The organism is Streptomyces sp. NPDC030245 (assembly GCF_055572995.1).
In genome coordinates, this window is sequence record NZ_JBVICF010000002.1 from 216,191 (window position 1) to 240,348 (window position 24,158).

Here is a 24,158-nt window from a genome sequence, read left to right on the forward strand (position 1 = left end):
TGACGCGATGACTTCGGACCCGGCCCAGGCCCCGGCAGGTCCGGCTCCGGCCGCCGATACCGCGGGCGGCGTGGTGCTCGCCTCCGCCCGCGGCCGCTGGGTCCTCGTCAGCGCGGTGCTCGCCTCGGGCATGGCGCTGCTCGACGGCACCGTCGTCAACGTCGCCCTGCCGACGCTCGGCCGGGACCTCGACGCGTCCGTCTCCGCACTGCAATGGGTCGTCAACGCCTACATGCTCACCCTCTCCGCACTGCTGCTGCTCGGCGGGGCGCTCGGCGACCGCGCCGGGCGGCGGCGCACGCTGGTCGTCGGGGTGGTGTGGTTCGCGGCGGCGTCCGCGCTGTGCGGCCTCGCGCAGGACGCCGGGACGCTGATCGCGGCGCGCGCCCTGCAAGGCGTCGGCGGGGCGCTCCTGACGCCCGGTTCGCTGGCGCTCGTCCGCGCCTCGTACCGCCCCGAGGACCAGGCCCGCGCGGTGGGCGCATGGTCGGGGCTCGGTGGCGTGGCGGGGGCGGTCGGCCCGTTCCTCGGCGGCTGGCTGATCGACGGGCCCGGCTGGCGGTGGATCTTCCTGATCAACGTGCCGCTGGCCGCACTGGTGCTGTTCGCGGTGCGGCACGTGCCGGAGAGCCGCGACGATGCGGCCTCCCGACGGCCGTTCGACGTGACCGGCGCGTGCCTGGCCGCGCTGTTCCTCGCCGGCGTCAGCTTCTCGCTGATCGGCGCGTCCGGCGACCCGTCGGTGGGCGGGGTGGTCGTGCCGGGGGTGCTGGGTCTCCTGGCGGGCGGCGTCTTCGTCGTGGTCGAACACCGCAGGCGGCATCCGATGCTGCCCCTCGACCTGTTCCGCTCGCGCCTGTTCACCGCCGCCAACGTCATGACGCTGTGCCTGTACGCGGCCATCGGCGGCATCCTCTTCATGCTGCCGGTGCAGTTGCAGACGACGCTCGGGTACGACGCCCTGGAGGCGGGCACCGCGACGCTGCCGATCACCGTCCTGATGCTGCTCCTGTCCGCGTCCGCCGGTGACCTGGCACGGCGTCTGGGCCCGCGGCTGCCGCTCGTCGCGGGGCCGTTGGTGGCGGCCGCCGGGGTGCTCCTGATGCTGCGGGTGCGGCCCGGCGCGGCGTACGTCACCGACGTGCTGCCCGCGGTGGTCGTCCTCGGCCTCGGCATGAGCGTGTTCGTGGCACCGCTCACGGCGACCGTGCTGGCCTCGGTGGACGCGAGCCGGGCGGGGCTCGCCAGCGGCGTCAACAACACGGCGGCGCGCATCGCGCAGTTGCTCGTCGTCGCCGGACTGCCGCTCGCGGTCGGCCTCTCGGGCACGGCGTACGCGGATCCGGCCGCGCTGGACAGCGCCTTCGGCAAGGCCGCCGTGGGCTGCGCGGCGCTGTTCGTCCTCGCGGCGGCGGCCGCCGCGGTGTTCGTCCGGCCCAGCCCGAAGGCCTGGCACGACGAGCGCGGCAACGAGCCGCGGTGCAAGACCTGCTGCGGCGTGCAGGCGCCGCCGCTGGAGCCCGGAGGACGTGGCGCGGAGTGACCGCGGCGGCCGACTGCCAGGTGCGTGTCCGGTGGCTGGCTACCGGCGCGTACGACTACCGGGGCGTCTCGCGCACGAACAGGGTCACCGAGACGCTCGCCTCGAAGCCGTTGCGCCGCATCAGGGCGGACGACGCGGTGTTGCGGGACTCGACGTCGGTCACGACGGCGCTCGCCCCCGCGTCCGTGAGCGTCGCGCAGCAGGCCTTCACGAGCCGGCTCGCGACGCCCCGCCCCTGGTACTCGGGTGCGCTGGCGATCCACTCCAGGTTGCCCCAGTCGGAGCGCTGGTCGAAGCCCATCGAGCCGAGCACGAAGCCGGCGAGGTGGTCCCCGTCCAGCGCGACCCAGCACGCGGACGCGTCGCCGTCCAGGTGCCGGGCGATCGCCGAGAGCGACCAGGAGGTGTACGGCTTCACGGAGGTGTCGTAGACCCGGCGGCCCAGGGCGAGGACGTCGGCCAGATGGGTGGCCGTCATCGGGGCGAGACCGATTCCGGCCGCTTGGTCCGGCGCGGCGGGGTGGGACATGGGGCCTCCAGGGGGCGGGCGCGGCGCCGCGCCGCGGCTGTCTGCGCCTCACGCTATGAGGCGGCCGGTGCTCGCGCATGCGGAGGATGAGCTCGGGAGCGGAACGCCCGCATGCGGAGGATCGGCTCGGGAGCGGCACGCCTGTGGGCCCTGGCGGGCGGGGGCGCTCGGAGCGCCGTGACGCGGCTCCGGATGGCTCCCCCGGATGGCCGAAAGGTCGTACCATCCGCCTTCCCGCCCCAACTCACCCACGCGCACAGCATTTTGTACAGTTGGACGTCTGTCCGGGGCACTCCTTCGGAGCCCTTATCGTGGACCGCATGTCCGTTCCTGAGCTCATCCGCATCGTCTCCCGCTCCTCCCCCATGGCCCTCGCCCAGGTGGAGCGCGTCCGCACCGAACTCGCCGCGCTGCACCCCGGCATCCGTACCGAGGTCGTGCCGGTCACCACCTCGGGGGACCGCTGGATGGGCGATCTGGCGGCACTCGGCGGCAAGGGAGCCTTCACCAAGGAGGTCGACGCCGCGCTGCTCGCCGGAGAGGCGGATCTCGCGGTGCACTGCGTGAAGGACGTACCGGCGGACCGGCCGCTGCCCGCGGGCACGACGTTCGCCGCGTTCCTGAAGCGGGACGACATCAGGGACGCGCTCATCCACCCCGGCGGGCTCACTCTCGACGAGCTGCCCGCGGGGACCCGCATCGGCACGTCGTCGGTCCGCCGCGTCGCGCAACTCGCCGCCTCGCACCCGGATCTGGAGTGCGTCCCGATGCGGGGCAACGCGGGCCGCCGGCTGGAGAAGCTCGCCGCGGGCGACGCCGACGCGCTGCTGCTCGCCCAGTCGGGCCTGGACCGCATCGGCCGGCCCGAGCTGGCCAGCGAGATCCTGTCGGTGGAGACGATGTGCCCGCCGATCGGTGCGGGCATCCTCGCCCTTCAGTGCCGCGAGGACGACACCGCGACCATCGACGCCGTGACGGACCTGGGCGACAAGGACGCCTGGCGGGAGGCGACCGCCGAGCGCATGTTCCTGCACGTGCTTCAGGGGCACTGCAACTCGCCGATCGCCGGGTACGCGCGCTCGGAGCGCGGCGGGGACCTGTCGCTGCGCGCCTGCGTGTTCACGCCCGACGGCAAGACGGTGCTCAACGCGCACGAGTGGGCTGGCCCGCTCGACCCGGCGACTCTCGGCACGTCCGTGGCCGTGGCGCTGCTGCGTCAGGGCGCGCGCGAGCTGATCGACGGCATCGCCCACTGAGCGGTGCCGGGCGACGCGTTCGCCGGGTGAACTGTCACAGAACGTCGACAGCACCAACCGCACAACCGGATGCCCCCTCTTGCCCGGTGGACCGACCGCCAGCCCGTCCGCCGCGGTCCGCCGCGTGCGGCCACCGAGGAGACATCCACCATGACCGAGACAACCGCTTCCGTGACCCGGCGTCCGCGCGGCCGCGCCACGGGACGCGCTGTGGCAGTGACGGCCCTGGCCCTCGCCGTCACGATCCCGGCGACGGCCGCGACGGCGACCGCGGCCGCCCAGCACCGTTCCGCCTCCGCCTCCGCCGACCCTGTCTCCGTCCTGAAGTTCACCGCGGACGAGCGGAAGGACGCCCTCTCCTACTGGACGCCCGCCCGCATGAAGGCCGTCGGGAAGTCGGTGGACCTCGGTCCCACCGGGCCGAAGGCCGAGCCGTGGCGCGGGACCGGCCTGAAGACGGTGGGGCGGCTCTTTTTCGTCAACGCGAACGGCGCCGACACCTGGTGCACGGCCACCGCGGTGAAGAGCGCCAACCGCTCCGCCGTCATGACCGCGGCCCACTGCGTACGCCGGGGCTCCTCCCCCTACAACACCAACTCCTCGATGGTCTTCGTCCCCGGCTACAGCAAGGGCAAGGCGCCGCACGGCGCGTTCGCGGTCCGCCAGGCGGCGACCCCGCGCACCTGGGAGGCGGACTCCGTCAACGACATGTCCGCGCTGACCCTCGACGCCGGCAAGGGCGGCAAGAAGGTCACCGACGTCGTGGGCGGCCAGGCCATCGCCTTCAACCGTCCCGTCGGCGGCACCATCTCCTCCTTCGGCTACTCCGCCACCCGCCCGCAGCTCGGCGAGGAGCTCCTCCGCTGCGTCGGCACGGCGAAGAAGGAGCGCGGCGCGCAGTTCATCCCCTGCGACATGAGCGGCGGCTCCAGCGGCGGCCCGTGGCTGGCCGACTTCGACGCGACCACCGGCAAGGGCGTCCTCGTCTCGGTCAACAGCGCGCTGGACAACCTGCCGCCGACCAAGATGTACGGAGAGGTGTGGGGCGCCACGGCCAAGAAGGTGTACGACCGGGCCCAGCGGGCCTGACACGCAACCGTGTGACCGCGCCGGTCGCCACGTACGGCCATCCCCTCAGTGCCCCTTGCCGCTGCCCGGGTCGTACGTCCTGGCGAGTGCGTTCACCGTGTCGGCCATGGCCCGGCGGAGCTCCGCCGGAGCGACGACTTCGACGTCGGCACCGAGCCGCAGCAGCTCACCGCAGGCGTGCTCGGTGCTCTCCGTCGGTATGACCGCCTCGGTCCATCCGTCGTCGCCCACAGCGGTCGCGGTGGACTCGACGGCCCGCACCACCTCCGGCGGGAGGTTGTCCGGCAGGCGTCGGCGTCCCCGCGGGGAGAGCCGGACCGTCGCCGTGCCGGTGAAGCGGCGCTTCTCGAAGTCGTCGAGGTACGAGGCCCAGTAGGCGCCCAGATCGAAGTCGGGCGGCCGGTCGAACCGCTCGTCGCTCAGGGTCGCGTCGAGGACCTGGGTGACGCGGTAGGTCGCGGTGCGGCTCTCCGTGGCGGCCACGAGGTACCAGACGCCCGACTTGAGTACGAGACCGTACGGGCGGAGCCGACGCCGCACTTCCTGCGGTGCGCGCCAGCGCCGGTATCGCACGTCCACCACGCTGCGCCCGAGCACCGCGTCGACGAACAAGGTGAGGTACGGCGCCGGTTCGGGCTCCCTGTACCAGCCAGGGGCGTCCAGATGGAACACCGCCGCGGTCCGCGCCGCCTCCTCGCGCGCTCCCGCGGGCAGCGCGGCCAGCAGCTTGAGCCGTGCCGCGGTCACCTCTTCCGCTAGCCCCAGGTCGGCGGCGGGGCCGGGGAGCCCGGCGAAGAACAGCGCCCGCGCCTCGCCCTCGCTCATCCCGGTCAGGCGCGTGCGGTAGCCGTCGAGCAGCCGGTAGCCGCCGTTGCGGCCCGGCTCCGCGTACACCGGGACCCCGGCGGCCTGGAGACGGGCCACGTCGCGGTAGGCGGTCCGCACGGACACGCCGAGCTCGTCGGCGATCCCCCGCGCGGACATACGGCCGCGGGATTGCAGCAACAGCAGCACTGACAGCAGTCGACCGGCAGACATGGCCGCATTCTCTCCGTAAACCCTGACAGCCCCTGGCACAAGGCTGCCCTAGCGTCACTGCCGGACCGTCGAACCGAACGTCAGAAGGAGCCCGCCGCGTGTCCCTCACCGAGACCTCCCGCCGCCTCGCCGTCATCGAGCTTCGTCAGTACACGCTGCGCCCCGGCCGGCGCGACGAGCTCGTCGCGCTGTTCGACCGGGAGTTCGTCGAGACCCAGGAGGCGTTGGGGATGCGGGTGCTCGGCCAGTTCCGTGACCTCGACGACCCGGACCGCTTCGTCTGGCTGCGCGGCTTCCAGGACATGGCGACACGGCACCGCGCGCTGACCGCCTTCTACGAAGGCCCCGTGTGGGCGGAGCACGGCCCACGGGCCAACGACACCATGGCCGACTCCGACGACGTCCTGCTGCTGCGCCCCTTGTCGGACGACGACGGTCCGACCGCCTCCGCCTCCGCCGCTGTCTCCGCCTCTGCCTCTGCCTCTGCTTCCGAGCGGGCTCCTTTCGGCGCTCCGGCCCCCGAGCGCTTCGTCTGCGCCACCGTGTGGTCCTTCGCGCCCGACCGGCCCGACGGCAACGCGCTGATACGGGACGGGCTCCTTCCCGTGCTGCGCGCGACGGGACCCGCGCCCTTCGCCGCCCTCACCACCGAGACGGCCCACAACACCTTCGCCCGGCTGCCCGTCCGCACCGGGGAGAACGTCGCCGCGGTCTTCACGTCGTACCCCGACGAGAGCGCGTACCGGCAGCACCTCGCCGACGTGCTCGCTCACCCGCTCGCCCGGGGCGAGATCCTGCCGGCCATCGAGCGTGAGCAGACGGCGGCCCCGAGGACCCTGCGGCTCGCGCCTACGGGCCGCTCGCTGTTCTGAGGCGGTCGGCCGTGGTCAGGCGGCGCCTTTGCCGCGGCGGCGGCCGGTGCCGGAGAGCGCGTCGACCAGCTCTTCCCGGCTCATTCTGGAGCGTCCCTCGATGCCCTGGTCCGTGGCCCGCCGGTACAGCTCGCTCTTGCTGAGCCGCTGGAGCTCGGTCTCTTCCCTCGGCTCGGCCTTCTTCCGCGACCCCGTCTTCCGCGCCTTGGACGGGCTCTTCGTCGCGTCCTTGCCCTTGTTCTTGCCCTTGCCCTTGGCGCCCCGGGCCCGGTCGAGGCTGCCCTGCAACACCTCCATCAGGTCGACGACGTTGGTGGCCTGCGGTGCCTCCTCCGCGGCCTCGATCTCCTGCCCCTCCGCCTTCGCGCGCACCAGCTCCCGCACCTTCTCCTGATACGTGTCGTGGTACTTGGCCGGCTCCCACGGCGCGTCCAGGGCGTCGATCAACTGGACCGCCATGTCCCGCTCCTTGCCCTTGCCCACCTGGCCGGAGGGCAGTTCGGGCAGCTCCTGGCCCGGGTCGCGCACCTCGTCCGCCCAGTGCAGGGTCTGGAGCACCAGCGCCTTGTCGTCGGCGCGCAGCGCGGTCAGGTACTGCTTGCCGCGCATCACGAACGTCGCGATCCCGGCCTTGCCCACCTCCGCCAGCGCCTCCCGCAGCAGCCCGTACACCTTGGCGTGGTCCTTGCCGCGCGGGGCGACGTAGTACGTACGGTCGAAGTAGACCGGCTCGATCTCGTCCAGGTCGACGAAGTCGCTGATGTCGATGGTGCGGGAGCGGCCCGGCGCGATCTCGTCCAGTTCGTCGGGCTCGACGACGACGTACTCGCCCTCGGCCGCCTCGTAACCCTTCACGATGTCCTCGGACCGGACTTCCTTTCCGGTCCGTTCGTTGACCCGCCGGTTGCGGATCCGGTCGGCGGTGCCGCGTTGCAGCTGGTGGAAGTGGACCGTGTGGTTCTCGACCGCGGTGTACAGGCCGACCGGCACGCTGACCAGCCCGAAGGTGATCACACCGGTCCAGATCGCGCGTGCCATGAGCGCCTGCTCCCCTCATGTGTCCGTGCTGCCCACGCTGACACCCCTGCGCGGGGAGCGCTCGCTGGGACAGGGCGAGTGGGCGAGCAGGCACGTGCGTGCGTGTGTGAGCGAGTGGGTCGCTTCTCTGCGCGCGAGGGCGCTTCCTAGCCGCGAGGGCCGCTCCTACGTGCGAGGGCGGCTCCTACGTGCGAGGGCCGCCGAGCAGGCGTTCCGCTTCCTGGGCGGCGTCCCGCGCCGCCTGTTCGGCCCCGGCGACGGCGTCGGCCGTCTCGCGGCTCCGTTCCTCGGCTTCCCGCTTCGCCCGGTCGGCCCGCTGGAGCTCCTCGCGGGCCCGACGCAGCTGTTCCTCGGCGGCGGTCACCTGCTGACGTGCCTCGTCGTGCCGGTCGCGGGCCTGCCGCAGTGCCGCGTCGGCGTCCTGCCGTTCGGCGTGCCGCTCGCGCAGCCGCTCGTCTGCCGCTTCGGCGGCCTCGCGGGCCTGGCGCGCGAGCCTTTCCTGCTTCTGGCGGCGCCGCTCGGCGAGTTCGTCCTCCGCCCCGGCACGCGGTTTCCCTGCCTTCGCGCCCGCGCCCGCGCGTGAGGGCTGCGAGGTGCCCTTGGACCGGGCGGCTGACTTCGGCCGCGCGCCTGCGGTGTCCGCGGTGCCGGAGGGCGGGAACTCCGCGGGCGGGGTGAGGGCGCTCTCCAGGCGTCCGGCCGCCCACTGGTCCGCCGCGTCCTGATCGGCGAGAACGGCGTGCAAGGTGGAGGCGACGTCCTGCTGCGCCGCGTCGGACAGCCGGTGCCCGGCATCCCCGGCGAGCGTGGCAGCCTGCCGGGACAGGCTCGCGACGACACTGCCGCGCTGTTTGGACAGCTCCTTGATCTCGGCGGCGTCCAGGGTCCGGTACGCCTCACGCAGCTCCTGTCCGAGCGCCAGGAAGCGTCGGCTCTCCTCCGGTTGTGAGCGCAGCAGCAGGTTCGCCGCCCATGCCGCGAGGGTGGGGCGGCGGGCGGCACGGATCCGTCGGGCGTCTTCCGCGCGCCCTTCCGTCCTGGCCCGCGCGGCCAACTCCTCGCGGCGGGAGACGAAGCGGGGCGGCGCGGTGGTGTAGAGCTCGTCGAGAACACTCTCCACGTCGCGCTCTTCGCCGTCCCTCGCACCCTTGCGCCGCATCCCCTTCAGCGTCCCCCGAGCCACGCCCGCGTGCACCTCGGGTCGCGCCTCAAGGGGCCAGGTCCGGACGGAGTCGGTGCCATACCGGGTGGCGCAGGAGCCCGGCCCTGGTACGGGTGGCGTAGCGGATCTCGGCGACCAGCCGGGGCAGGACCCATCTGGCGCCGGGGACCGCGGGCACCGGCGTGAACGGGCAGTCGTCGATGGCGGCGACGTCCAGGAGGCGGGCGAGCTCGACGCGTTCCCGCTCGCTCCACCCCGTGCCCACGCTCCCCCGGTAGACCAGGGCCCCGTCCTCGTACTCCCCGACCAGGACCGCGCCCGGCAGACCGCCGAGCCGCCCCTGCCCCGGCAGCCAGCCGCCGACGACCGCGTCCACGGTGCGCACGTTCCTGATCTTGAGCCAGGCCGGTGAGCGTCTGCCGGGTTCGTACACCGAGTCGAGCCGTTTCAGCACGATGCCCTCCAGGCCCTGCGCGTGGGCGAGTTCGAGGGCCTCACGGCTGTGGCCGGTGACGGCCGTGGGGACGGACCGGCCCGGCCCCGGCTCGACCAGCTGCGTCAGCGTGGCGCGGCGGTGGGTGTAGGGCATGCGGGTGAGGTTCTGGCCGTCCAGGAAGAGCACGTCGAACAGGACCAGGTGCGCGGGGGCCTGCGCGGCGAGGCGGGCGGCCTTCGCCGGGGAGCCGGCCAGGCCCATCCGGGGCTGGAGACGCGCGAAGCTCGACCGGCCCGCCTCGTCGAAGACGACGATCTCCCCGTCAAGCACCGCCGGCACGTCGCCCAGCGCGTCGGCCAGGGTGTGGAGTTCGGGATAGGCGGCGGTGATGTCCTCGCCGGAGCGCGAGCGGATCAGCACGGTGCGGTCGCCGGGCAGGTAGACGACCGCGCGCTGCCCGTCGTACTTCGTCTCCGTACTCCACAGGTGCTCGTTCTGCGGGGGCGGCAGCGAGCCCGGGGTGGCGAGCATGGGGGCGATGCGCGGCAGGGCAGTCATGCTTGTCAGCCCTCGCCCCATCCGCGGGCGTTCATGCACGCCGCCGGCCCATCTCGCCCGGTCGGCCCCGCCCCGCCGCCCCGGCACCGGCACGCCGCAGGGCGGCACCGGGCGCACAACCGGTGCGCGCAGTGCGCGACGGCAAAGCGACGATGAGCGCGACCGCACTTCCGGCCCATCCTCTCGATGGGTTTTGCGGCCGTCCACCCATCGCGTGCTCATACACCGGGAAGCACCAGGTGTACGCCGATGCAGGGAAGGAGGTGACGACGCGATGCGCAAGGTCTCGATGCGGGCCCGGGCGGTGGTGCGCGCCGACCGGCAGTTCCACGGCAGCGAACCGCACTGGCAGTGGCGCTGGCGCTGGGTGGCGAAGGCGACCGGCGACGACACCCGACGGTAGATCAGGACCTGACGGCAGATCCAGGGGCCGGCGCTCCCCCCACGGGCTCCGGCCCCGTTTCCCTCATCCGTCCGCACTGCCTCCGGGAGTCCTCTTGCGGCTGCGTCGTTCACGCTGTCTGACCTGCTACTGGCACGCAGGAATGTTTGTGGTGCACCCCTACCCTCACGGCACACCGACCACGCTGCACCCGGCGGTGTCCGAGATCCTGTCCGCCTTCGAAGAGTGGACGACGCCCCAGGAGGCCGCCAAGGCCCTGGACCACCTCACGCCCGACACAGTCGCCGACGCCGTCGCAGCCCTGACCGGGGCCGGGGTGCTGCTGGCCGAGGACGATCCCCGGGCCACGCGCGACGACGAGATCGCCCGGCACTGGGGCACCTGGTCGCCCGAGGCGGCGTTCTTCCACTACACCACCCAGGACGTCTACGACGACGCCGGGCCGACGGAGCGGACCGAAGGAGAAGAGCCGGAGGAGCGGGAGGCGTCCGCTGCCGTGGGGGTGTTCACCGGGTATCCCGACGCGCCCCGCATCCTCCTGCCCCGTACCCCGGCGGATCTGTCCGATCCGTACGATCAGGTGCTCTACGCCCGGCGCACGGTGCGGGACTTCACCGACGTGCCCGTTCCGCTGGAGACGCTGGCCGCGTTGCTGGCCGCGTCGTTCGGCCCGGTGCACTTCATCGACTGCGGGCTCGGCGCCCTGTATCTGCGCACCAGCCCGCAGGGCGGCGCGCGCCAGGAGCTCGACGCCTACCTCGGGGTGCGCAACGTCGCCGGCGTGACGCCCGGCTGGTACCACTACAACAGTTTGCAGCACTCCCTGGAGCTACTCACCGAAGGCCTCTCCCGCGACGAAGCGGCCCACCTGTGCGCGGACCAGGACTGGGCAGGCGCGGCCTCTTTCCTCGTGGTCCTCGCCGCCAGGCTGGAGCGGATGAGCGTCAAGTACCCGACGCCGCGCTGCTACCGCGTATCCCTGCTCAACGCCGGCCACCTCGGGCAGACGTTCGCGCTGACCGCCACCGCTCTGGGCCTGGGCCCCGCCCAGACCGGCGCCTTCCGCGACTCCGCGCTCGCCGAGCGCTGCACCCTGGACAACACCGGCCACACCCCGCTGTACGTCCTCGCCGCGGGGCCTCCGCACCCGGAACCCACGGAGGCACCGCCGACCGCCACCCTGGGGACTTTCGGCGCCACTCGTCTCGTCACGCCCGGTGGTCGGCGGCCGCCTGGGCGAGAGCCCACAGTTCGAGGTAGGCCCGCTGGATGAAGGTGCCGGTGCATGCGGGGCTCGTGTTGGTCAGGGCGGTGAGTGCCACGTTCGCCTGCGGGCTGAAGCCCGCGAACGTGGTGAAGCCGCGGGTGCCTCCGGAGTGGTGGTAGAGGTCGCGGCCGGGGCGCGGCCTGATGTTCCAGATCAGGGCGATGCGTCTGCCGGAGCGCGGCAGGGCGAGCCGGGGGCGGGTGACGTCGGCGAGTGCGGTGCGCAGCGTGCGCGGGAGGGTGGCGGGCGGCGCGGCGGGGTCGAGGAGCGCGTCGAGGGTCGTGAGGAGGTCGCGGGCGCTCGACCGGCCGGCGCCCGCCGCGGGCAGGGCGGGGATCAGCCAGGCGGGGCGGGTTCTGCCGTGCCAGTAGCCGGTGGCCTGCGGCTGGTCCGTGGCGCAGCTGGTGCGGGTCAGGCCGAGCGGTGCCAGGACGCGGTCGGCGAGCAGTGCGGCGAAGTCCGCGTCGGCGGGGCCGTGGGCGGCGCGGGTGAGCAGTTCCCCGAGGAGGCCGACGCCGAAGTTGGAGTAGCGCACGCGGGTGCCGGGGGCGGCGCGCGGGCGGGTGCGGGTCAGGGCGTGGCGCAGGGCGGCGGGGGAGAAATCGGCGTACGGGTTGCTGAACCAGGCGGGTGCCCCGCTCCGCAGGAAGCCGGGCGGCAGCCGGGGCAGGCCCGAGGTGTGGGTGGCCAGGTGGAGGAGGGTGATGCGGGTGCCCTGGAGGTGCGGGGCGGCGGTGCGGGGCAGAAAGCGGGCGATCGGATCCTCGTACGCGACCTCGCCGCGCGCCACCATCTCGGCCAGGAGGAGCGCGGTGAACGTCTTGGTGAGGGAGCCGATCTCGAAGCGCGTGTCGGCGTCCACGGGTACGCCGCCGTGGAACGCGGTGTCACCGGTGGCGAGCAGCGCGCGTTCGGGCCCGCGCCGCACGGCGAGGACGACCGCGCTCGCACCGGGGGCGGCGCGGCGCAGCCCGGCACGTATGCGCGCGGCCCAGGCGGGCACCTCAGCGCTCGCCGCTACGTCTGCGGGGCCGCCACCCTTGTCGTCCCCGCGCGTATCCCCACCGCGCCGAATCCCGTCGCGCCTCACCCCGTCCCCCCGCCCAGCGTCCGCGACACCGTCAGCGTTCCCGCGATCGCCGCGGCCACCGCGGTGTGCTGGTGGTCGGCGAAGCGTTGTTCGGGGTCGTCGGTGACCGGGGAGCCGTCGCGGGGCATCAGGCCGTCGGTGTGCTGGACGCCGGCGAGCCGCTCCCAGTCCGCGGGGTCGCAGTACGGCTCCTCGAGGCAGCAGCCGACGATCATGAGCTCGGCGACCAGGTCCCACTCCTCGATCTCGGCCCAGATGTCGATCCACACGGGCAGCCACGTGGTCACGTACGCGGCGAGGTCGTCGGGCAGGCCGGCGGGTGTGGCGCCCCAGTCGGTGAGGTGGAAGACCGTGTGCGTGACGCAGTAGCCGGTCATCCAGTCGATGAGCCAGGGCTCCGGTGTCGCGCCCAGCCAGGTGGCCCGGGTCAGCGCGTCCCAGTCGTACGCGGGCGCCCCTCGGTCGAGGCCCACGACACGGGCCGCGTTGGCCACGGCGAGCCTGCGGTTGGGCATGAGCTCGGCGCCGCGCACGGCACGCAGTGCGCTGGTGTGGCGGAGCAGCCGCTCCAGCGCCTCGTGGCGGACACCGCAGCGGGCGAACGGCAGGTACGTCTCCAGGGGGTCTGTCATGAGCGTGTACCGCAGCAGCCGTTCGTACAACATGTCGCCCTCGCCGAGCTGCCGCCAGCAGAAGTCCAGGAGCTCGCGGGCGAGTCGCTGCTCAGTGCCGCCCGCGACCGACTCGCGCAGCACGAGCGAGGCGACGAGCGCGCTCTCGCCCAGCGGTTTGTACACGCTGTCGGGGTCGCAGAGGTCGGCGGTGGTGTCGGCGGGCAGCGCGCCGCGCTCGCGGTGCGCGTGGAGCCAGGTCAGGGCCTGGGCGCTCACTTCGTGGGCCGTCCTCGTCACGTGCGCGGTCATGTGGTCTCCGGTCCGAGCAGCCGCCGGGCGATCGCGACGTCAAGGGCGAGCCGCGGGCCGCCGCCGTGCAGGCGCAGGTGGTCGACGAGGGGTGCGGGGTCGAGGGGCAGGGGCACGCCCTCGGAGGCCAGCAGGGCGAGCCAGCGTGCGATGCGCGCCGCCGTCGGGTAGTCGCGGCGCAGCATCGCGCGGGTGGCGCCGCGGGCGAGGGCCCGCGGGGCGGCGCGGGCCGCGGCGTGCACGGGCCCGTCGAGCTGCGGGAGCGCGAGCGGGGAGAGCTGGCCCATGCGGAGGGACCAGCGCTGCCAGTCCGTACCGACGGTGGCGGCAGCACCCTCGGGGTCGCTCGCGCGGGCGTGCGGGCCCGCGTCATGACCCGTGGGAGTGGCGGCGTCACGGAGCGGTGCCGCCAGCTCGGGCGCCTCCGCGGGGCGCGGCGCGCGGACCCCCTCCGCCGCGGGACCGGCGAATCGTTCCAGCAGGGCCGCCGTCGCCCAGTCGCGCCACGCGACGAGCCATGGTTCGGCGGCGCCCGAGGGCGGCGGGGCGGGCGGGATCAGCGAGGGCGGGAAGACCGCGAAGGACTGGGCGACGGCCGCCGCGTCCTCGGGGTGGAACACCGCGTCGGTGAGCAGGTACGGAGCGAATCCGTCGGCGCCGACGACGCGGAGGGCGGCGAGTGCCGCCTTGGGGTCTTCCGAGCGTTCGACATGTTCGGCGAACATCGCGGTGCCCCCGACGCCATGGAAAGCGTCGAGGGCGCGAAGAGCCAGGTCAGCCGCTGACGCGGCGTATGCGGTCTGCGACTGATCGGGACTCACTTACCCTTCGGCTCCTTCGGCTCCTTCGGCGAGATGAGCGCCAGAAGCAGGAGAGCTCCAGCTGCTTCCGGTGCGTACGTCGGCGCGTCGCTCAGAATCGTCTCCGGCTCCACCATGACCGTTTCGAGCGCCGTGGTGTCCGTTGAAGGAACAAGAAGTGGTACGTGTTGAGCAAGCATTAGAGCCTCCTCATAGTTGCGTCGTCACTATCTCCAGTGACGCCCACCCTCGGACAAGTCTAAGGGCAATAACCCGTAATGTCTGTTTAGTTCGAAATATTCGACAGTGATCCGTCAGCTCGTCCGTCCGCTTCTCCGCCGACCCCCAACAGGGCGAGAAAAGCGGCCGCCGCGGGCGACGGCGCGTACCGGCTCCAGACCAAGCGCTCCACTCGTACGGGCCCGTTGGTGACCGGCACGCTCCGCAGGCCGTGCAGTTCGACGGAGAACAGCGCCGGCAGCAGGGCGACACCCAGTCCGTGGCGGACCATCCGGGCCATGAGCTCCACGCCGGACACCTCGAAGGCGACCTCGCGTCGCAACCCCGCGGCCGCGAAGGCCTCGTCCGACTGGGCGCGCGCCGCGCTGCCTTCGGCGAAGTCGACGAACACCTCCTCGACGAGGCGGCGCAGATCCACCTCCTTCTCCGCGGCCAGCGGGTGATCCGGGGCGACCACGGCGACGTGCCGCCCGTGGGCGAGTTCGTGGTCCCGGACGCCGTGGGGGCGAAATCCCGGCTGTACGCCGAGAAATGCGGCGTCCAGCGTGCCTTCACGCACCTGCTCCACCAGCCGTTCGCTGGAGCCCGCCCGCAGCGTGATCCGCACCTCCGGATAGCGCAGGCGGTAGTCGCGCAGCACCGCAGGCAGGTCGACGGCCGCGACAGTGGGGATCGATCCGATGGTCAGCCTCCCCCGTATCTCCCCGGTGGCCGCCGCCACTTCGGCGCGGGCGCGCTCCGCCGCCTCCAATGCCTGCCGGGCGGCGGGCAGGAACGCCTCCCCGGCAGCGGTCAACCGCACCCGGCGGCTGGTGCGGTCGAACAGCCGCGCACCCAACTCCTTCTCCAGCTTGGCCACTTGGTGACTGAGTGCGGACTGGACGACATGGCACCGCTCGGCCGCGCGGGTGAAGCTCGCCGTCTCCGCCACGGCGAGCACGTAACGCATCTGCTGGAGATCCATCGATCCATCGTGAAACACGATGGATCGGATGACAAACATGCGTTGGACCGATGGATCGCCGCTCGGCGATGCTGAAGTCACCAACGGGCCACGACAGTCACCGGCCGGCCCACACCTCGCACCCCGGTGCCGACCACCCCGGTGGCCGAGCACCCCGGCGCCCCGACCTCACGGAGACCCTCATGCGCGTCATCGCCTTCGACCACCTCGTCCTCAACGTCGCCGACATCGAGCGCTCGCTCGCCTTCTACACGGGCCCGTTGGGCCTTGAGCCGGTGCGGGTGGAGGAGTGGCGTGCCGGCCAGGTGCCCTTCCCCTCCGTGCGGGTCAGCCCCACCACCATCATCGACCTCGTCGTGGGGCCCGACGGGGAGCCGAAGGGATCGAACGTCGACCACATCTGCCTCGTGGTGGAGCCGCTCGACTGGCAACAGGTCATCGACTCCGGCGTCTTCACCGTCGTCGACGGTCCCGGCAAGCGCTTCGGCGCCCGGGGCACCGCCATCTCCCTCTACGTCCAGGACCCGGACGGCAACACCGTGGAGCTGCGCTGGTACCCGGAGGAGGACTGACCGGGGGCGATCAGCCCGCGTGGGAGAGCGCGAAGGAGACCAGGAAGCCGCTCACGGTGATCAGCCCGATGGCCAGATGCGTGTCCTCGAACGCCTCGGGAATCATCGTGTCGGCGACCATGGCGAGGATCGCCCCGGCGGCCACCGCCGTCACCGCCGCGACGACGGAGGTCGAGAAGCCGCCGACCACGGCGTAACCCAGCACCGCGGAGACGGCGCACGCCGCGGCGATCGCTCCCCAGACACCCATGACGTACATGCGGCCGCGGCCGGCGCGTTTCATGCCGACCGCGCTCGACAGCCCTTCGGGGACGTTGCTGAGGAAGACCGCCGCCACGGTCACCAGGCTGACCGCGCCGCCGTCGAGCAGGCTCACCCCGATCACCGCGGACTCCGGCACTCCGTCCAGCAGGGCGCCGAACGCCAGAGCCGAGCCCGACCCGGCCTGCTGCGCCTCCGAGGGCTGTGACTGGGAACTGCGGTGGCCCGAGCGTTTGCGGTGCCGGGCGCCGCGCCGCGCCAGCCACGCGTTCCCCGCGGTGTAGGCCGCGGCGCCGCCCAGTGTGCCGATGACCGCGGGGGCGAGCCCCGCCTGCTCGTACGCCTCCCCGACCAGTTCGAAGGAGACAGCCGAGATCAGCACCCCCGCTCCGAAGGCCATGACCGTCGCGACGAGCTTCTGCGGCACCCGCAGCCCGTACCCCACGCCCGCCCCGATCAACAGCGCGGAGCCCGCCACGAGTCCCCACAGTCCAGCTTGTACGACGTCTGTCATGCGAACCCGTGTACCCGACACATAGGCCGCCACGCGCGTGCTCCGACGCCACACGCCCCCCATTCACCCGTGATGGTGAGATTCGCCCGCGGTGGTGCATCCATGGGGCGATCTCGTACGGAATGCTGTGCACAGCACGGTGAACATCGAGGTGACCGGCGAGGGGGCCCATGCTCGACACGCAGATCGCCATCGTCGGGGCCGGCGCGGCCGGGCTCTCGCTGGCGTACCACCTGGCAGGCGGCGGCGCCGGCGGCCGGACGCCCTCGGTGGTGCTGGTCGACGCCCCGGCGGGCCCCTTGCGGCCCGCCGAGCGCACCTGGTGCTTCTGGGAGGAGCCGGGCGGCGCGTTCGACTCCGCCCTGTCGGCCTCCTGGGACACCCTGCGGGTCAGGGCCCCGGACGGCGCCGCCGTCGCCGCTTCGCCCGCCCCGCTGCGCTACAAGATGCTGCGCTCCACGTCCTTCGAGTCCCTCGTCGCCGACCGCCTGGCCACCGCACCGGACGTGGTCCGGCTCGAAGGGGTGGTCGACGGCATCCGCGAACTCGACCGCGGCGCCGAGCTCCACCTGCGCCCCCCGGCCGGCCGGCCCCGCACGCTGCGGGCCCGCTGGGTGTTCGACTCCCGTCCCCTGCGCGTCCTGCCGCCGGGACGCACCACGTTGCTGCAACACTTCCGCGGCTGGTTCATCACGGCCGACCGCCCGGTCTTCGACCCGCGGGTCGCGGACCTCATGGACTTCCGCACCCCGCAGCCCGCACACGGGCTCTCCTTCGTCTACGCCCTGCCCATGAACGCCCGTCAGGCCCTGATCGAGTACACCGAGTTCTCCCGCCACGTCCTGGACGACCAGGCCTACGACACCGCCCTGCACCGCTACCTGGCACACGAACTGGCCCTGGAGCGTTACGAGATCACGCGGGTGGAGCACGGCGTCATCCCCATGACCGACGCGCGCTTCCCGCGCCGCACCGGCCCGTCCGTCTTCCGCATCGGCACCGCGGGCGGAGCCACGCGGCCCTCGACCGGCTACACCTTCGCCGCCGTCCAGCGGCAGACCCGCGCCATCGCCGCCGCCTGCCACCAGGGCCGGACCCCCCGGCCGCCCGCCGCCCACTCCCCCTGGTCACGGGCGATGGACGCCGTCCTGCTCCGGGCCCTGCACACCGGACGCGTCAGCGGGGCGGAGTTCTTCACCGGCCTGTTCCGCCAGGTGCCCATGGAACGGCTGCTCCGCTTCCTCGACGGACGCACCAGCACCCGCGAAGACCTCTCCATCGGACTGTGCACCCCCGTGCGCCCCATGCTGCGCACAGCCATCGAACTGCCTCTGCTGCCCAAGACCCGCACCACTTACGCCCGCTCCCCCGGCACGACGGGCCGCCCGGCCGACCGGAAAGAGAACTGAGATGACCGTGCTGCGCGACGACAGCCTGTCCGCCGCGTTCGACCACGCCGCCCGCACCTACGACCGGCTGGTCGCCGTCAACCCCGGCTACCACGCCCACCTGCGCCGCTCGGCCCGCCGCCTGCGGCTGCCCCGGGGCGGCGCCGGACTGCGACTGCTCGACCTCGGCTGCGGCACCGGCGCCTCCACCGCCGCCCTGCGCCATGTCGCCCCACTGGCCGAGATCGTCGCGGTCGACGCCTCACCGGGCATGCTGGCCCGCGCCGCGGCGAAGGCGTGGCCACCCACCGTCACCTTCGTGCACGCCCCCGCCGAACAGCTCGAACAGGCGGGCGTGCACGGGCCGTTCGACGCGGTCTTCGCCGCCTATCTGTTCCGCAACCTCGCCGACCCCGACGCCGTCCTCACGGCGGTCCGCGCCCTCATGGCACCGCACGGACGGCTGGCCGTGCACGACTACACCCTCAGCGGCCGCCCGGTCGACCGCCTGGTGTGGCGCGCCGTCTGCAAGGCGGTGGTGCAGCCCGCCGGCACCCTGACCGGCGACGGGCCCCTCTACCGGCACCTCTTCCACAGCGTGACCGGCTTCGACACGGCGGACGAGTTCGCCGCCCGTACGCGCCGGGCCGGCTTCTCCTCAGTCCGTGTCCTGCCGATGCCCGGCTGGCAGACCGGCATCGTGCACACCGTGCTGGCCTCCGCCGGTGAAACCCGCGAGGCCGTCCGGTGAAGCGGCGCACCACGTCACCGGGCGGGGCGGCCCGCCGCGGCCGCGACCGCCGTGCCCAGGTCTGGCAGGCGCCCGCCGGTCTGTCCCGCCCGGCGCAGGGACCGCCGCCCACCGCGGCCGTCGTGGGCGGCGGCCTCGCCGGTCTCGCCGCCGCCACGGCCCTGTCCGAACGAGGCGTCCAGGTCACCCTGTTCGAACGCGACGACCAACTGGGCGGCCGCCTGGCGGGCTGGCCGGTCGAGCTCGCCGACGGCTCCACGGCGACCATGACCCGCGGCTTCCACGCGTTCTTCCGCCAGTACTACAACCTGCGCGGCCTGCTGCGCCGCGTCGACCCCGGCCTCGACACGCTGACCCGGCTGCCCGACTACCCGCTGTGGCACAGCGCGGGACACCGGGACAGCTTCGCCAAGGTGCCGCGCACCCCGCCCTGGAGCGCCCTCGGCTTCGCCGCGCTGAGCCCCACCTTCGGCGGGCGCGACCTGGCCCGCATGAACCCGCGCGCCGCCCTGCCGCTGATGGACGTGCGCGTACCCGACGTCTACCGGCGGCTCGACCGGCTCAGCGCGCAGGAGCTGCTGGAGTGCATCCGCTTTCCCGAAGCGGCCCACCATCTGGCGTTCGAGGTGTTCTCCCGCAGCTTCTTCGCCGACCCGCGCCGGCTCTCGGCCGCCGAGCTCGCCCTGATGTTCCACATCTACTTCCTCGGCTCCAGCGAGGGCCTGCTGTTCGACGTGCCGCAGGAACCCTTCCCCGCGGCCCTGTGGGAGCCGCTGGCCGCCTACCTCACCGGCCACGGCACGGACATCCGCACCGGACACGCGGTGGAGCACGTGCGGCCCGCCCCCGACGGCGGCTTCCGCGTCACCACCCGGAGCGGCGAGACGCGGCACGACAGCGTGGTGCTCGCCCTGGACACGGCCGGTTTGCGGCACGTGGTCGCCCACTCCCCCGAGCTCGCCGACCGCGCCTGGCGGGAACGGATCATGCGGCTGCGGACCGCGCCGGCCTTCCTCGTCTCCCGCCTCTGGCTGGACCGGCCCGTCGCCCCCGACCGCCCGGGGTTCCTGGGAACCAGCGGATACGGCTCCCTGGACAACGTGAGCGTGCTGGAACGGTGGGACGGCGAAGCCCTGCGCCGGGTCGCGCGCACCGGCGGCTCGGTGGTGGAGCTGCACGCCTACGCCGTCCCGCCCGGCACCGACCGCATCGCGGAACAGAACCGGCTCCTGACCCAGCTCCACCGCGTCTACCCCGAGACACGCGACGCCAGGATCATCGACGAGCGCCACGAATGGCGCGCCGACTGCCCTCTGTTCGCGGTGGGCACCTACCAGGACCGGCCCACCGTCCGCACCACGGACCCGGCCCTGACCGTCGCGGGCGACCTGGTGCGCACCGATCTCCCGGTCGCGCTGATGGAGCGGGCCGTGACCTCGGGCTTCCTGGCCGCGAACGCGCTGCTCCAGCGCTGGGGCCTGCGCGGCCAGACCCTGTGGTCGGTCCCGACCCGCGGCAGGGTGGGCGCCCTGCGGGCCCTGAACCGGCTGGTCGGAACCTGAGCCGGACGTGCCCGCGCGCGGCCGTCGGCGGCGCGGGTCGCCTCAGCCGGGGAAGCGGCCCGTGCTGCGCAGCGCCCAGCGCCGCTCCGCGTAGGCGATGTCGTCGCGCCACAGGCGCGCGGCCGCCGCCCGCATCAGCGGTCGCAGCGCGGGTGCGGTGGCCCTGGCGACGAGGAAGCCCGGTCGGTCGGAGGTGGCGATCACCGCTTCGACGACGGCGGTCCGGGGCTGCCCGGCACCCGCCGCGGTCAGCGGGGTCGCGTGCGTCTCCACGACCGAGCCCGCGCCTTCGCCGTGGGTGATGTGCATGACGACGGTACGGGGCTCCGGCGCGGTGAAGACGGCCCGCACCGGTACGACCGCGCGCCCGCCCACTTTGAAGGACACGTCGACGGTGAACGCGTCGTGCTCGGCACCGTCATCGCCGTCACCTTCACCGCTCGCGGGGACCACGCTCAGATCGACGAAGGAATACGGGTGGAACCAGGCGCCGTGCCACGGGTCGAGGCGGTTGGCGACCACGTCCTCGGGTTCGCAGCGCCCACTCGTGGTGACCACGGTCGCCACACTCCGCGCGGGGTCCGGGCGCACGGGGAGCACGGGCCGGTCCAGGGCGGGTTCCCCGCCGACGTCGTCGAGCCGGACCCAGGTCAGGACACCGTCGTCGTACGTCGGGTACGGCTCCCAGGCCCCGAACGGCCCGCCGTCCAGGGCGAGTCCGTGCCAGTGGCAGATCAGCGTCCCGCAGCGCACCGGGCTGTCCTTGAGCGGGGCGCCCAGGTGCGGGCACGCGCCGGGGCCCGCCCGCAGCGCTCCGTCGGCGCCGCGCCACACCACGATCTCCAGGCCCGCGACGGTGCGGCCCAGGGGCCGGTCGTCCCCGATGTCCCGGGTGGCGCCGAACACGAACCAGTTTCCGGACGGCCGGCTCTGAGCGCGTTTCGACGCCGCGGCGATCACGGCGGGCCTCGCCTCGCGCCAGGTCGGGCGCTGGTCTTCCCAGGCCACGGGCCGACGGCGCAGCCGCAGCGGGAGGCGTCCGGTGCCACGTGGGCGTGAACCACCGGTCATACCGGCTCCTTCGGGGACGGTCGGCGACGCACGCCGTGGGTGAGGTGCGGTGGTGTGTGCAGAAACCTTTCGGGCACCGGCGGCGGCCCGTCGCCGGTCAGGCGGTGGCGCAGCCGGGCCGCGGCGAGCCGGCACAGGCCGTCGCAGGCGACGGCGGCGCGGCGCCTGCGAGGGACGACCGCCCTGCGGTGCAGGACCGCGTACCCGTCGTCGGCGACGGCGTCGAGGATGGCGCCGTACAGCACGAAAGCGGTGCGGATGCAGGGGCGTGAGACCGGATCGAGCATGGCGAGGCCGGGTGCCGCCAGGCGGTAGGTGTCGCGCGTGAGGGCGGCGGCGGCCATCAGCGCGGCGGTGATCCTGGTGTCCCGTCGGCCGGTGGCGCGGCTCCAGTGCAGCAGCGCGCGGTCGACGTCGTGCGCGGCGAGCAGTTCGCCGGGGAGGTAGACGCGGCCGCGGTCGAGGTCCTCGCCCACGTCCCTGAGGAAGTTGGTCAGCTGGAAGGCCGTGCCGAGTGCGGCGGCGTGCGGGGCGGCTTCCTCGCGGGGGACGACGGTTCCCAGGACCGGCAGCATTTGCAGGCCGATGACGGCGGCCGAGCCGTGCATGTACCGCTCCAGGTCCTCGTACGTGGGGTACTCACACACGTCGAGGTCCTGCCGCATGGACGCCATGAAGTCGGTGAAGTACTGGGGGTCGATGTCGTAGCGCCGGGCCGTGTCGGCCAGGGCCGCGGCGACGGGTTCGCTGCTCGTCCCCGTGCGCAGCGCGTGGTCCAGGTGGTTCTGGAGGCGTCGCAGTGCCGTGGCCCGCTCGGCCGTCGAGGCCGTGTCCGCCAGGTCGTCGACGATGTCGTCGGCCCAGCGTGCGAAGCCGTACAGGGCGTGGACGGCGGGCCGTCGTTCGATCGGCAGCAGCCGTGTGGCCAGGAAGTACGTCTTTCCGTGGCGGGCGTTCAGGCGGCGGCACCGGTCGTAGGCGGAGCGCAGCCGGGGGTCGGTGACGGCCGCGGCGTCCAGCTCACGGGTGTTCATCCGGCTCCTCCCCCGGCGACGACGCGGCCGGGTGGGGCGAGGTCCGGGGAGCGGCGGGGGCCCGCGATGCGTGCGGCGGCCAGCTTTCCGGAGAGGAGGACGGTCGGGACGCCGACTCCGGGGGTGGTGCCGCACCCCGCGAGGACCGCGTTCTCCGTGCCCCGCACCAGGTTCCGGGGCCGGAAGGGGCCGGTCTGCGCGAAGGTGTGGGCGGCGGAGAACGGGGTGCCCGCGGCGTGGCCCTGCGCCGTCCAGTCGGCGGGAGTCACCAGGCACTCCTCCTCGACGGCCGCGGCGATCCCGGTCAGCCCGCGCCGTTCCAGTGCGGCGAGAAGGCTGTCCCGGTAGCGGGGGGCCAGCTCCCGCCAGTCCTGGGCGCCGGGACCGATGTCGGTGTTGGGGCACGGGGCGAGCACGTAGTGCAGCTGGCGGCCGGGGGGCGCGAGGCCGGGGTCGGTGGCGGTGGGGCGGGTGATGAGCAGGGACGGGTCGGTCATCAGGCGGCCGGTGCGGGTCAGTTCGTGGAAGGTGCGCTGCCAGGCGGCCCCGAAGGAGATCGTGTGGTGGGCCAGGCCGGGCCAGGTGCGGGCGCTGCCGAAGTGCAGGACCACGGCGGACGGCGAGTGCCGCAGCGGTGCCGGGCGGTACGGGGTGCGGCCGAGGAGTTCGTAGGTGAGGGGCAGGTCGGGCGTCAGGACCACGGCGTCGCAGGGGATGCGCTCCTGGTCGGTGACGACGGCGGTGATCCGTTGGCCGGTCCGCTCCAGGCATTGGACGTCCTGCCCGTAGCGGATGTCGGCGCCCGCTTCGGTGGCGGTGTCGGCCATGGCCTGCGGCAGGGCGTGCATGCCGCCGCGCGGGAAGTAGACGCCGGCGACGGTGTCCATGTAGGCGATGACCGCGTACGCGGCCAGGGCGCGGGCCGGGGGCACGCCCGCGTACAGCGCCTGGAAGGAGAAGACGCGCTGGAGCCGCTCGTCGGAGATGAAGGAGGCGATGCGGGCGTCCAGGCGTCCGAAGCCGCCGAGGGCGGCGAGCCGCGCCAGGTCGGGGGTCAGGAGCTCCAGGGGCGAATCGAAGTTGGTGTCGATGAAGCGGCGCATCTGGAGCCGGTAGAGGCGCTCCAGCCAGGCCCGGAGCCGCCGGTATCCCAGGGCCTGCCGGGCGCCGGCGAAGCGTTCGATCTCCGCTTCCATCTCTTCGGGCCGGGTGTGGACGTCCAGTGAGCTGCCGTCGGCGAACCTGGCGCGGTAGGCCGGGTGCAGGGCGATGAGGTCCAGGCGGTCGCGCATGTTCCTGCCCACCGCGGCGAAGGCGTCCTCGACGATGTCGGGCATGGTCAGGACGGTGGGGCCGGTGTCGATCCGGTAGCCCGCCCGCCGCAGCAGTCCGGCCCTGCCGCCCGGGTGCCCGGCGCGTTCGACCACCGTCACCGCGCGTCCGGACCCCAGCAGGTGCAGGGCCGTGGACAGGCCGGCGAGTCCGGCGCCCACGACCACGACGTGGTCGGTCGGCCCTGGAACGGTCTTCATAGGCTCCCGCCTTCGGTACGGGGTTCGTCTGGGGCGGTCGGCGGGCCCGGCTCTCCGGCCGTGGTACCGGTCACGCGGTGGGGAGATCGTCCCGCAACCGGAGGGCGATTCCGGCACAACGACCCGCCGGGCGGGGTGTTCTGCCCCCTGCGCATTGCACGTCCTCTCAGCCATTTGATCGATACGGGACACAGAACACTTCGGCGCGGGAGCGCTGCCCGGATGCACGCGGATTTCCGAATGCGCGAGGAATCCGGAGGCGCGT

Annotated in this window: 24 protein-coding genes; 10 read left to right on the top strand and 14 right to left on the bottom strand. The window is 73.5% G+C overall.

Going from position 1 to position 24,158, the window contains the following annotated elements; translation table 11 throughout:
* Positions 1-7: 7 nt before the first annotated feature.
* Positions 8-1,543, top strand: a complete 1,536-nt coding sequence (locus ACZ4Z4_RS05630; RefSeq protein ID WP_468322628.1) for an MFS transporter — start codon at positions 8-10, stop codon at positions 1,541-1,543.
* 55 nt (positions 1,544-1,598) lie between these two features.
* Here ACZ4Z4_RS05630 and ACZ4Z4_RS05635 read toward each other — a convergent pair whose 3' ends face one another.
* The gene (locus ACZ4Z4_RS05635; RefSeq protein ID WP_468322630.1) at positions 1,599-2,072 is read right to left on the bottom strand and encodes a GNAT family N-acetyltransferase; all 474 of its coding nucleotides are present in this window, start codon (positions 2,070-2,072) and stop codon (positions 1,599-1,601) included.
* A 320-nt stretch (positions 2,073-2,392) separates the two neighbouring features.
* Here ACZ4Z4_RS05635 and hemC point away from each other — a divergent pair, with 320 nt between their 5' ends.
* Together hemC and ACZ4Z4_RS05645 are read left to right on the top strand one after the other, a co-directional pair.
* A complete protein-coding gene (gene hemC, locus ACZ4Z4_RS05640; protein ID WP_468322632.1) occupies positions 2,393-3,328 on the top strand; it encodes a hydroxymethylbilane synthase in 936 nt (311 codons plus the stop codon).
* 150 nt (positions 3,329-3,478) lie between these two features.
* Positions 3,479-4,417, top strand: a complete 939-nt coding sequence (locus ACZ4Z4_RS05645) for a trypsin-like serine peptidase (RefSeq protein ID WP_468322634.1) — start codon at positions 3,479-3,481, stop codon at positions 4,415-4,417.
* Between the two features lie 45 nt (positions 4,418-4,462).
* Here ACZ4Z4_RS05645 and ACZ4Z4_RS05650 read toward each other — a convergent pair whose 3' ends face one another.
* Positions 4,463-5,455 carry a helix-turn-helix transcriptional regulator gene (locus ACZ4Z4_RS05650; RefSeq protein WP_468322636.1) on the bottom strand — a complete coding sequence of 331 codons (993 nt, stop codon included), beginning with the start codon at positions 5,453-5,455 and terminating at the stop codon, positions 4,463-4,465.
* 98 nt (positions 5,456-5,553) lie between these two features.
* Between ACZ4Z4_RS05650 and ACZ4Z4_RS05655 the strand changes: the two genes are divergently transcribed.
* Complete coding sequence (locus ACZ4Z4_RS05655) at positions 5,554-6,327, top strand: NIPSNAP family protein (protein WP_468322639.1); 774 nt, start codon at positions 5,554-5,556, stop codon at positions 6,325-6,327.
* Between the two features lie 15 nt (positions 6,328-6,342).
* Here ACZ4Z4_RS05655 and ku read toward each other — a convergent pair whose 3' ends face one another.
* From ku to ligD, 3 genes are all read right to left on the bottom strand, one after another.
* Entirely contained in the window at positions 6,343-7,365 is a 1,023-nt protein-coding gene (gene ku / locus ACZ4Z4_RS05660) for a non-homologous end joining protein Ku (RefSeq protein WP_468322642.1), read from the bottom strand.
* Between the two features lie 184 nt (positions 7,366-7,549).
* Positions 7,550-8,524, bottom strand: a complete 975-nt coding sequence (locus ACZ4Z4_RS05665; RefSeq protein ID WP_468324133.1) for a hypothetical protein — start codon at positions 8,522-8,524, stop codon at positions 7,550-7,552.
* 49 nt (positions 8,525-8,573) lie between these two features.
* Positions 8,574-9,521 (bottom strand): non-homologous end-joining DNA ligase, encoded by a 948-nt coding sequence (gene ligD, locus ACZ4Z4_RS05670; RefSeq protein ID WP_468322645.1) that lies wholly within the window; start codon positions 9,519-9,521, stop codon positions 8,574-8,576.
* A gap of 274 nt (positions 9,522-9,795) precedes the next feature.
* On the opposite strand from ligD, the gene ACZ4Z4_RS05675 reads away from it, so the two are divergent.
* Positions 9,796-9,924, top strand: a complete 129-nt coding sequence (locus ACZ4Z4_RS05675; RefSeq protein WP_468322648.1) for a hypothetical protein — start codon at positions 9,796-9,798, stop codon at positions 9,922-9,924.
* A gap of 151 nt (positions 9,925-10,075) precedes the next feature.
* Positions 10,076-11,197, top strand: coding sequence for a SagB/ThcOx family dehydrogenase (locus ACZ4Z4_RS05680; protein WP_468322650.1), 1,122 nt, complete (start codon positions 10,076-10,078; stop codon positions 11,195-11,197).
* On the opposite strand, the gene ACZ4Z4_RS05685 is transcribed toward ACZ4Z4_RS05680, so the two are convergent.
* The 5 genes from ACZ4Z4_RS05685 to ACZ4Z4_RS05705 all read right to left on the bottom strand — a co-directional run bounded on the left by ACZ4Z4_RS05685 (position 11,133) and on the right by ACZ4Z4_RS05705 (position 15,208).
* Positions 11,133-12,194 carry a serine hydrolase domain-containing protein gene (locus ACZ4Z4_RS05685; RefSeq protein WP_468322652.1) on the bottom strand — a complete coding sequence of 354 codons (1,062 nt, stop codon included), beginning with the start codon at positions 12,192-12,194 and terminating at the stop codon, positions 11,133-11,135. The two genes, ACZ4Z4_RS05680 and ACZ4Z4_RS05685, sit on opposite strands and share 65 nt — an antisense overlap.
* Positions 12,195-12,277: 83 nt before the next feature.
* Complete coding sequence (locus ACZ4Z4_RS05690; protein ID WP_468322654.1) at positions 12,278-13,204, bottom strand: DUF6895 family protein; 927 nt, start codon at positions 13,202-13,204, stop codon at positions 12,278-12,280.
* Complete coding sequence (locus tag ACZ4Z4_RS05695) at positions 13,201-14,025, bottom strand: hypothetical protein (RefSeq protein ID WP_468322656.1); 825 nt, start codon at positions 14,023-14,025, stop codon at positions 13,201-13,203. Before ACZ4Z4_RS05695 ends, ACZ4Z4_RS05690 begins: the two co-directional genes overlap by 4 nt.
* Complete coding sequence (locus tag ACZ4Z4_RS05700) at positions 14,022-14,204, bottom strand: hypothetical protein (protein WP_468322658.1); 183 nt, start codon at positions 14,202-14,204, stop codon at positions 14,022-14,024. Before ACZ4Z4_RS05700 ends, ACZ4Z4_RS05695 begins: the two co-directional genes overlap by 4 nt.
* Positions 14,205-14,290: 86 nt before the next feature.
* Positions 14,291-15,208: a LysR family transcriptional regulator gene (locus ACZ4Z4_RS05705; RefSeq protein ID WP_468322660.1), complete on the bottom strand. Its 918-nt coding sequence runs from the start codon at positions 15,206-15,208 to the stop codon at positions 14,291-14,293.
* A 182-nt stretch (positions 15,209-15,390) separates the two neighbouring features.
* On the opposite strand from ACZ4Z4_RS05705, the gene ACZ4Z4_RS05710 reads away from it, so the two are divergent.
* Positions 15,391-15,780, top strand: coding sequence for a VOC family protein (locus tag ACZ4Z4_RS05710; RefSeq protein ID WP_468322662.1), 390 nt, complete (start codon positions 15,391-15,393; stop codon positions 15,778-15,780).
* Positions 15,781-15,790: 10 nt separating this feature from the next.
* Here ACZ4Z4_RS05710 and ACZ4Z4_RS05715 read toward each other — a convergent pair whose 3' ends face one another.
* On the bottom strand, positions 15,791-16,555 hold the full coding sequence (locus tag ACZ4Z4_RS05715) for a ZIP family metal transporter (protein ID WP_468322664.1): 765 nt from the start codon (positions 16,553-16,555) through the stop codon (positions 15,791-15,793).
* A 170-nt stretch (positions 16,556-16,725) separates the two neighbouring features.
* Between ACZ4Z4_RS05715 and ACZ4Z4_RS05720 the strand changes: the two genes are divergently transcribed.
* The 3 genes from ACZ4Z4_RS05720 to ACZ4Z4_RS05730 are packed head-to-tail and all read left to right on the top strand — an operon-like array spanning position 16,726 to position 20,256.
* Complete coding sequence (locus ACZ4Z4_RS05720) at positions 16,726-17,964, top strand: lycopene cyclase family protein (protein ID WP_468322667.1); 1,239 nt, start codon at positions 16,726-16,728, stop codon at positions 17,962-17,964.
* A gap of 1 nt (position 17,965) precedes the next feature.
* Positions 17,966-18,694 carry a class I SAM-dependent methyltransferase gene (locus ACZ4Z4_RS05725; RefSeq protein ID WP_468322668.1) on the top strand — a complete coding sequence of 243 codons (729 nt, stop codon included), beginning with the start codon at positions 17,966-17,968 and terminating at the stop codon, positions 18,692-18,694.
* Positions 18,691-20,256, top strand: a complete 1,566-nt coding sequence (locus tag ACZ4Z4_RS05730) for an FAD-dependent oxidoreductase (RefSeq protein ID WP_468322670.1) — start codon at positions 18,691-18,693, stop codon at positions 20,254-20,256. The genes ACZ4Z4_RS05725 and ACZ4Z4_RS05730 overlap by 4 nt, the downstream gene beginning before the upstream one ends.
* A 42-nt stretch (positions 20,257-20,298) precedes the next feature.
* On the opposite strand, the gene ACZ4Z4_RS05735 is transcribed toward ACZ4Z4_RS05730, so the two are convergent.
* Genes ACZ4Z4_RS05735 through ACZ4Z4_RS05745 form a run of 3 tightly spaced genes read right to left on the bottom strand, consistent with a single transcriptional unit; the run spans position 20,299 to position 23,893 of the window.
* Positions 20,299-21,327, bottom strand: coding sequence for a DUF5914 domain-containing protein (locus tag ACZ4Z4_RS05735; RefSeq protein ID WP_468322672.1), 1,029 nt, complete (start codon positions 21,325-21,327; stop codon positions 20,299-20,301).
* Positions 21,324-22,361 (bottom strand): phytoene/squalene synthase family protein, encoded by a 1,038-nt coding sequence (locus tag ACZ4Z4_RS05740; RefSeq protein ID WP_468322675.1) that lies wholly within the window; start codon positions 22,359-22,361, stop codon positions 21,324-21,326. The genes ACZ4Z4_RS05735 and ACZ4Z4_RS05740 overlap by 4 nt, the downstream gene beginning before the upstream one ends.
* Positions 22,358-23,893: a phytoene desaturase gene (locus tag ACZ4Z4_RS05745; RefSeq protein WP_468322678.1), complete on the bottom strand. Its 1,536-nt coding sequence runs from the start codon at positions 23,891-23,893 to the stop codon at positions 22,358-22,360. Before ACZ4Z4_RS05745 ends, ACZ4Z4_RS05740 begins: the two co-directional genes overlap by 4 nt.
* Positions 23,894-24,158 lie beyond the last annotated feature (265 nt).

Bases quoted from the DNA above. Each gene is read 5' to 3' on its own strand.
- ACZ4Z4_RS05650 (WP_468322636.1), bottom strand. From the start codon at position 5,455: ATGTCTGCCGGTCGACTGCTGTCAGTGCTGCTGTTGCTGCAATCCCGC.
- ACZ4Z4_RS05700 (WP_468322658.1), bottom strand. From the start codon at position 14,204: ATGCTTGCTCAACACGTACCACTTCTTGTTCCTTCAACGGACACCACG.
- ACZ4Z4_RS05635 (WP_468322630.1), bottom strand. From the start codon at position 2,072: ATGTCCCACCCCGCCGCGCCGGACCAAGCGGCCGGAATCGGTCTCGCC.
- hemC (WP_468322632.1), top strand. From the start codon at position 2,393: ATGTCCGTTCCTGAGCTCATCCGCATCGTCTCCCGCTCCTCCCCCATG.
- ligD (WP_468322645.1), bottom strand. From the start codon at position 9,521: ATGACTGCCCTGCCGCGCATCGCCCCCATGCTCGCCACCCCGGGCTCG.
- ACZ4Z4_RS05690 (WP_468322654.1), bottom strand. From the start codon at position 13,204: ATGACCGCGCACGTGACGAGGACGGCCCACGAAGTGAGCGCCCAGGCC.
- ACZ4Z4_RS05630 (WP_468322628.1), top strand. From the start codon at position 8: ATGACTTCGGACCCGGCCCAGGCCCCGGCAGGTCCGGCTCCGGCCGCC.
- ACZ4Z4_RS05715 (WP_468322664.1), bottom strand. From the start codon at position 16,555: ATGACAGACGTCGTACAAGCTGGACTGTGGGGACTCGTGGCGGGCTCC.
- ACZ4Z4_RS05735 (WP_468322672.1), bottom strand. From the start codon at position 21,327: ATGACCGGTGGTTCACGCCCACGTGGCACCGGACGCCTCCCGCTGCGG.
- ACZ4Z4_RS05705 (WP_468322660.1), bottom strand. From the start codon at position 15,208: ATGGATCTCCAGCAGATGCGTTACGTGCTCGCCGTGGCGGAGACGGCG.
- ACZ4Z4_RS05725 (WP_468322668.1), top strand. From the start codon at position 17,966: ATGACCGTGCTGCGCGACGACAGCCTGTCCGCCGCGTTCGACCACGCC.
- ACZ4Z4_RS05665 (WP_468324133.1), bottom strand. From the start codon at position 8,524: ATGCGGCGCAAGGGTGCGAGGGACGGCGAAGAGCGCGACGTGGAGAGT.
- ACZ4Z4_RS05710 (WP_468322662.1), top strand. From the start codon at position 15,391: ATGCGCGTCATCGCCTTCGACCACCTCGTCCTCAACGTCGCCGACATC.
- ACZ4Z4_RS05720 (WP_468322667.1), top strand. From the start codon at position 16,726: ATGCTCGACACGCAGATCGCCATCGTCGGGGCCGGCGCGGCCGGGCTC.
- ACZ4Z4_RS05645 (WP_468322634.1), top strand. From the start codon at position 3,479: ATGACCGAGACAACCGCTTCCGTGACCCGGCGTCCGCGCGGCCGCGCC.
- ACZ4Z4_RS05740 (WP_468322675.1), bottom strand. From the start codon at position 22,361: ATGAACACCCGTGAGCTGGACGCCGCGGCCGTCACCGACCCCCGGCTG.
- ACZ4Z4_RS05675 (WP_468322648.1), top strand. From the start codon at position 9,796: ATGCGCAAGGTCTCGATGCGGGCCCGGGCGGTGGTGCGCGCCGACCGG.
- ACZ4Z4_RS05745 (WP_468322678.1), bottom strand. From the start codon at position 23,893: ATGAAGACCGTTCCAGGGCCGACCGACCACGTCGTGGTCGTGGGCGCC.
- ku (WP_468322642.1), bottom strand. From the start codon at position 7,365: ATGGCACGCGCGATCTGGACCGGTGTGATCACCTTCGGGCTGGTCAGC.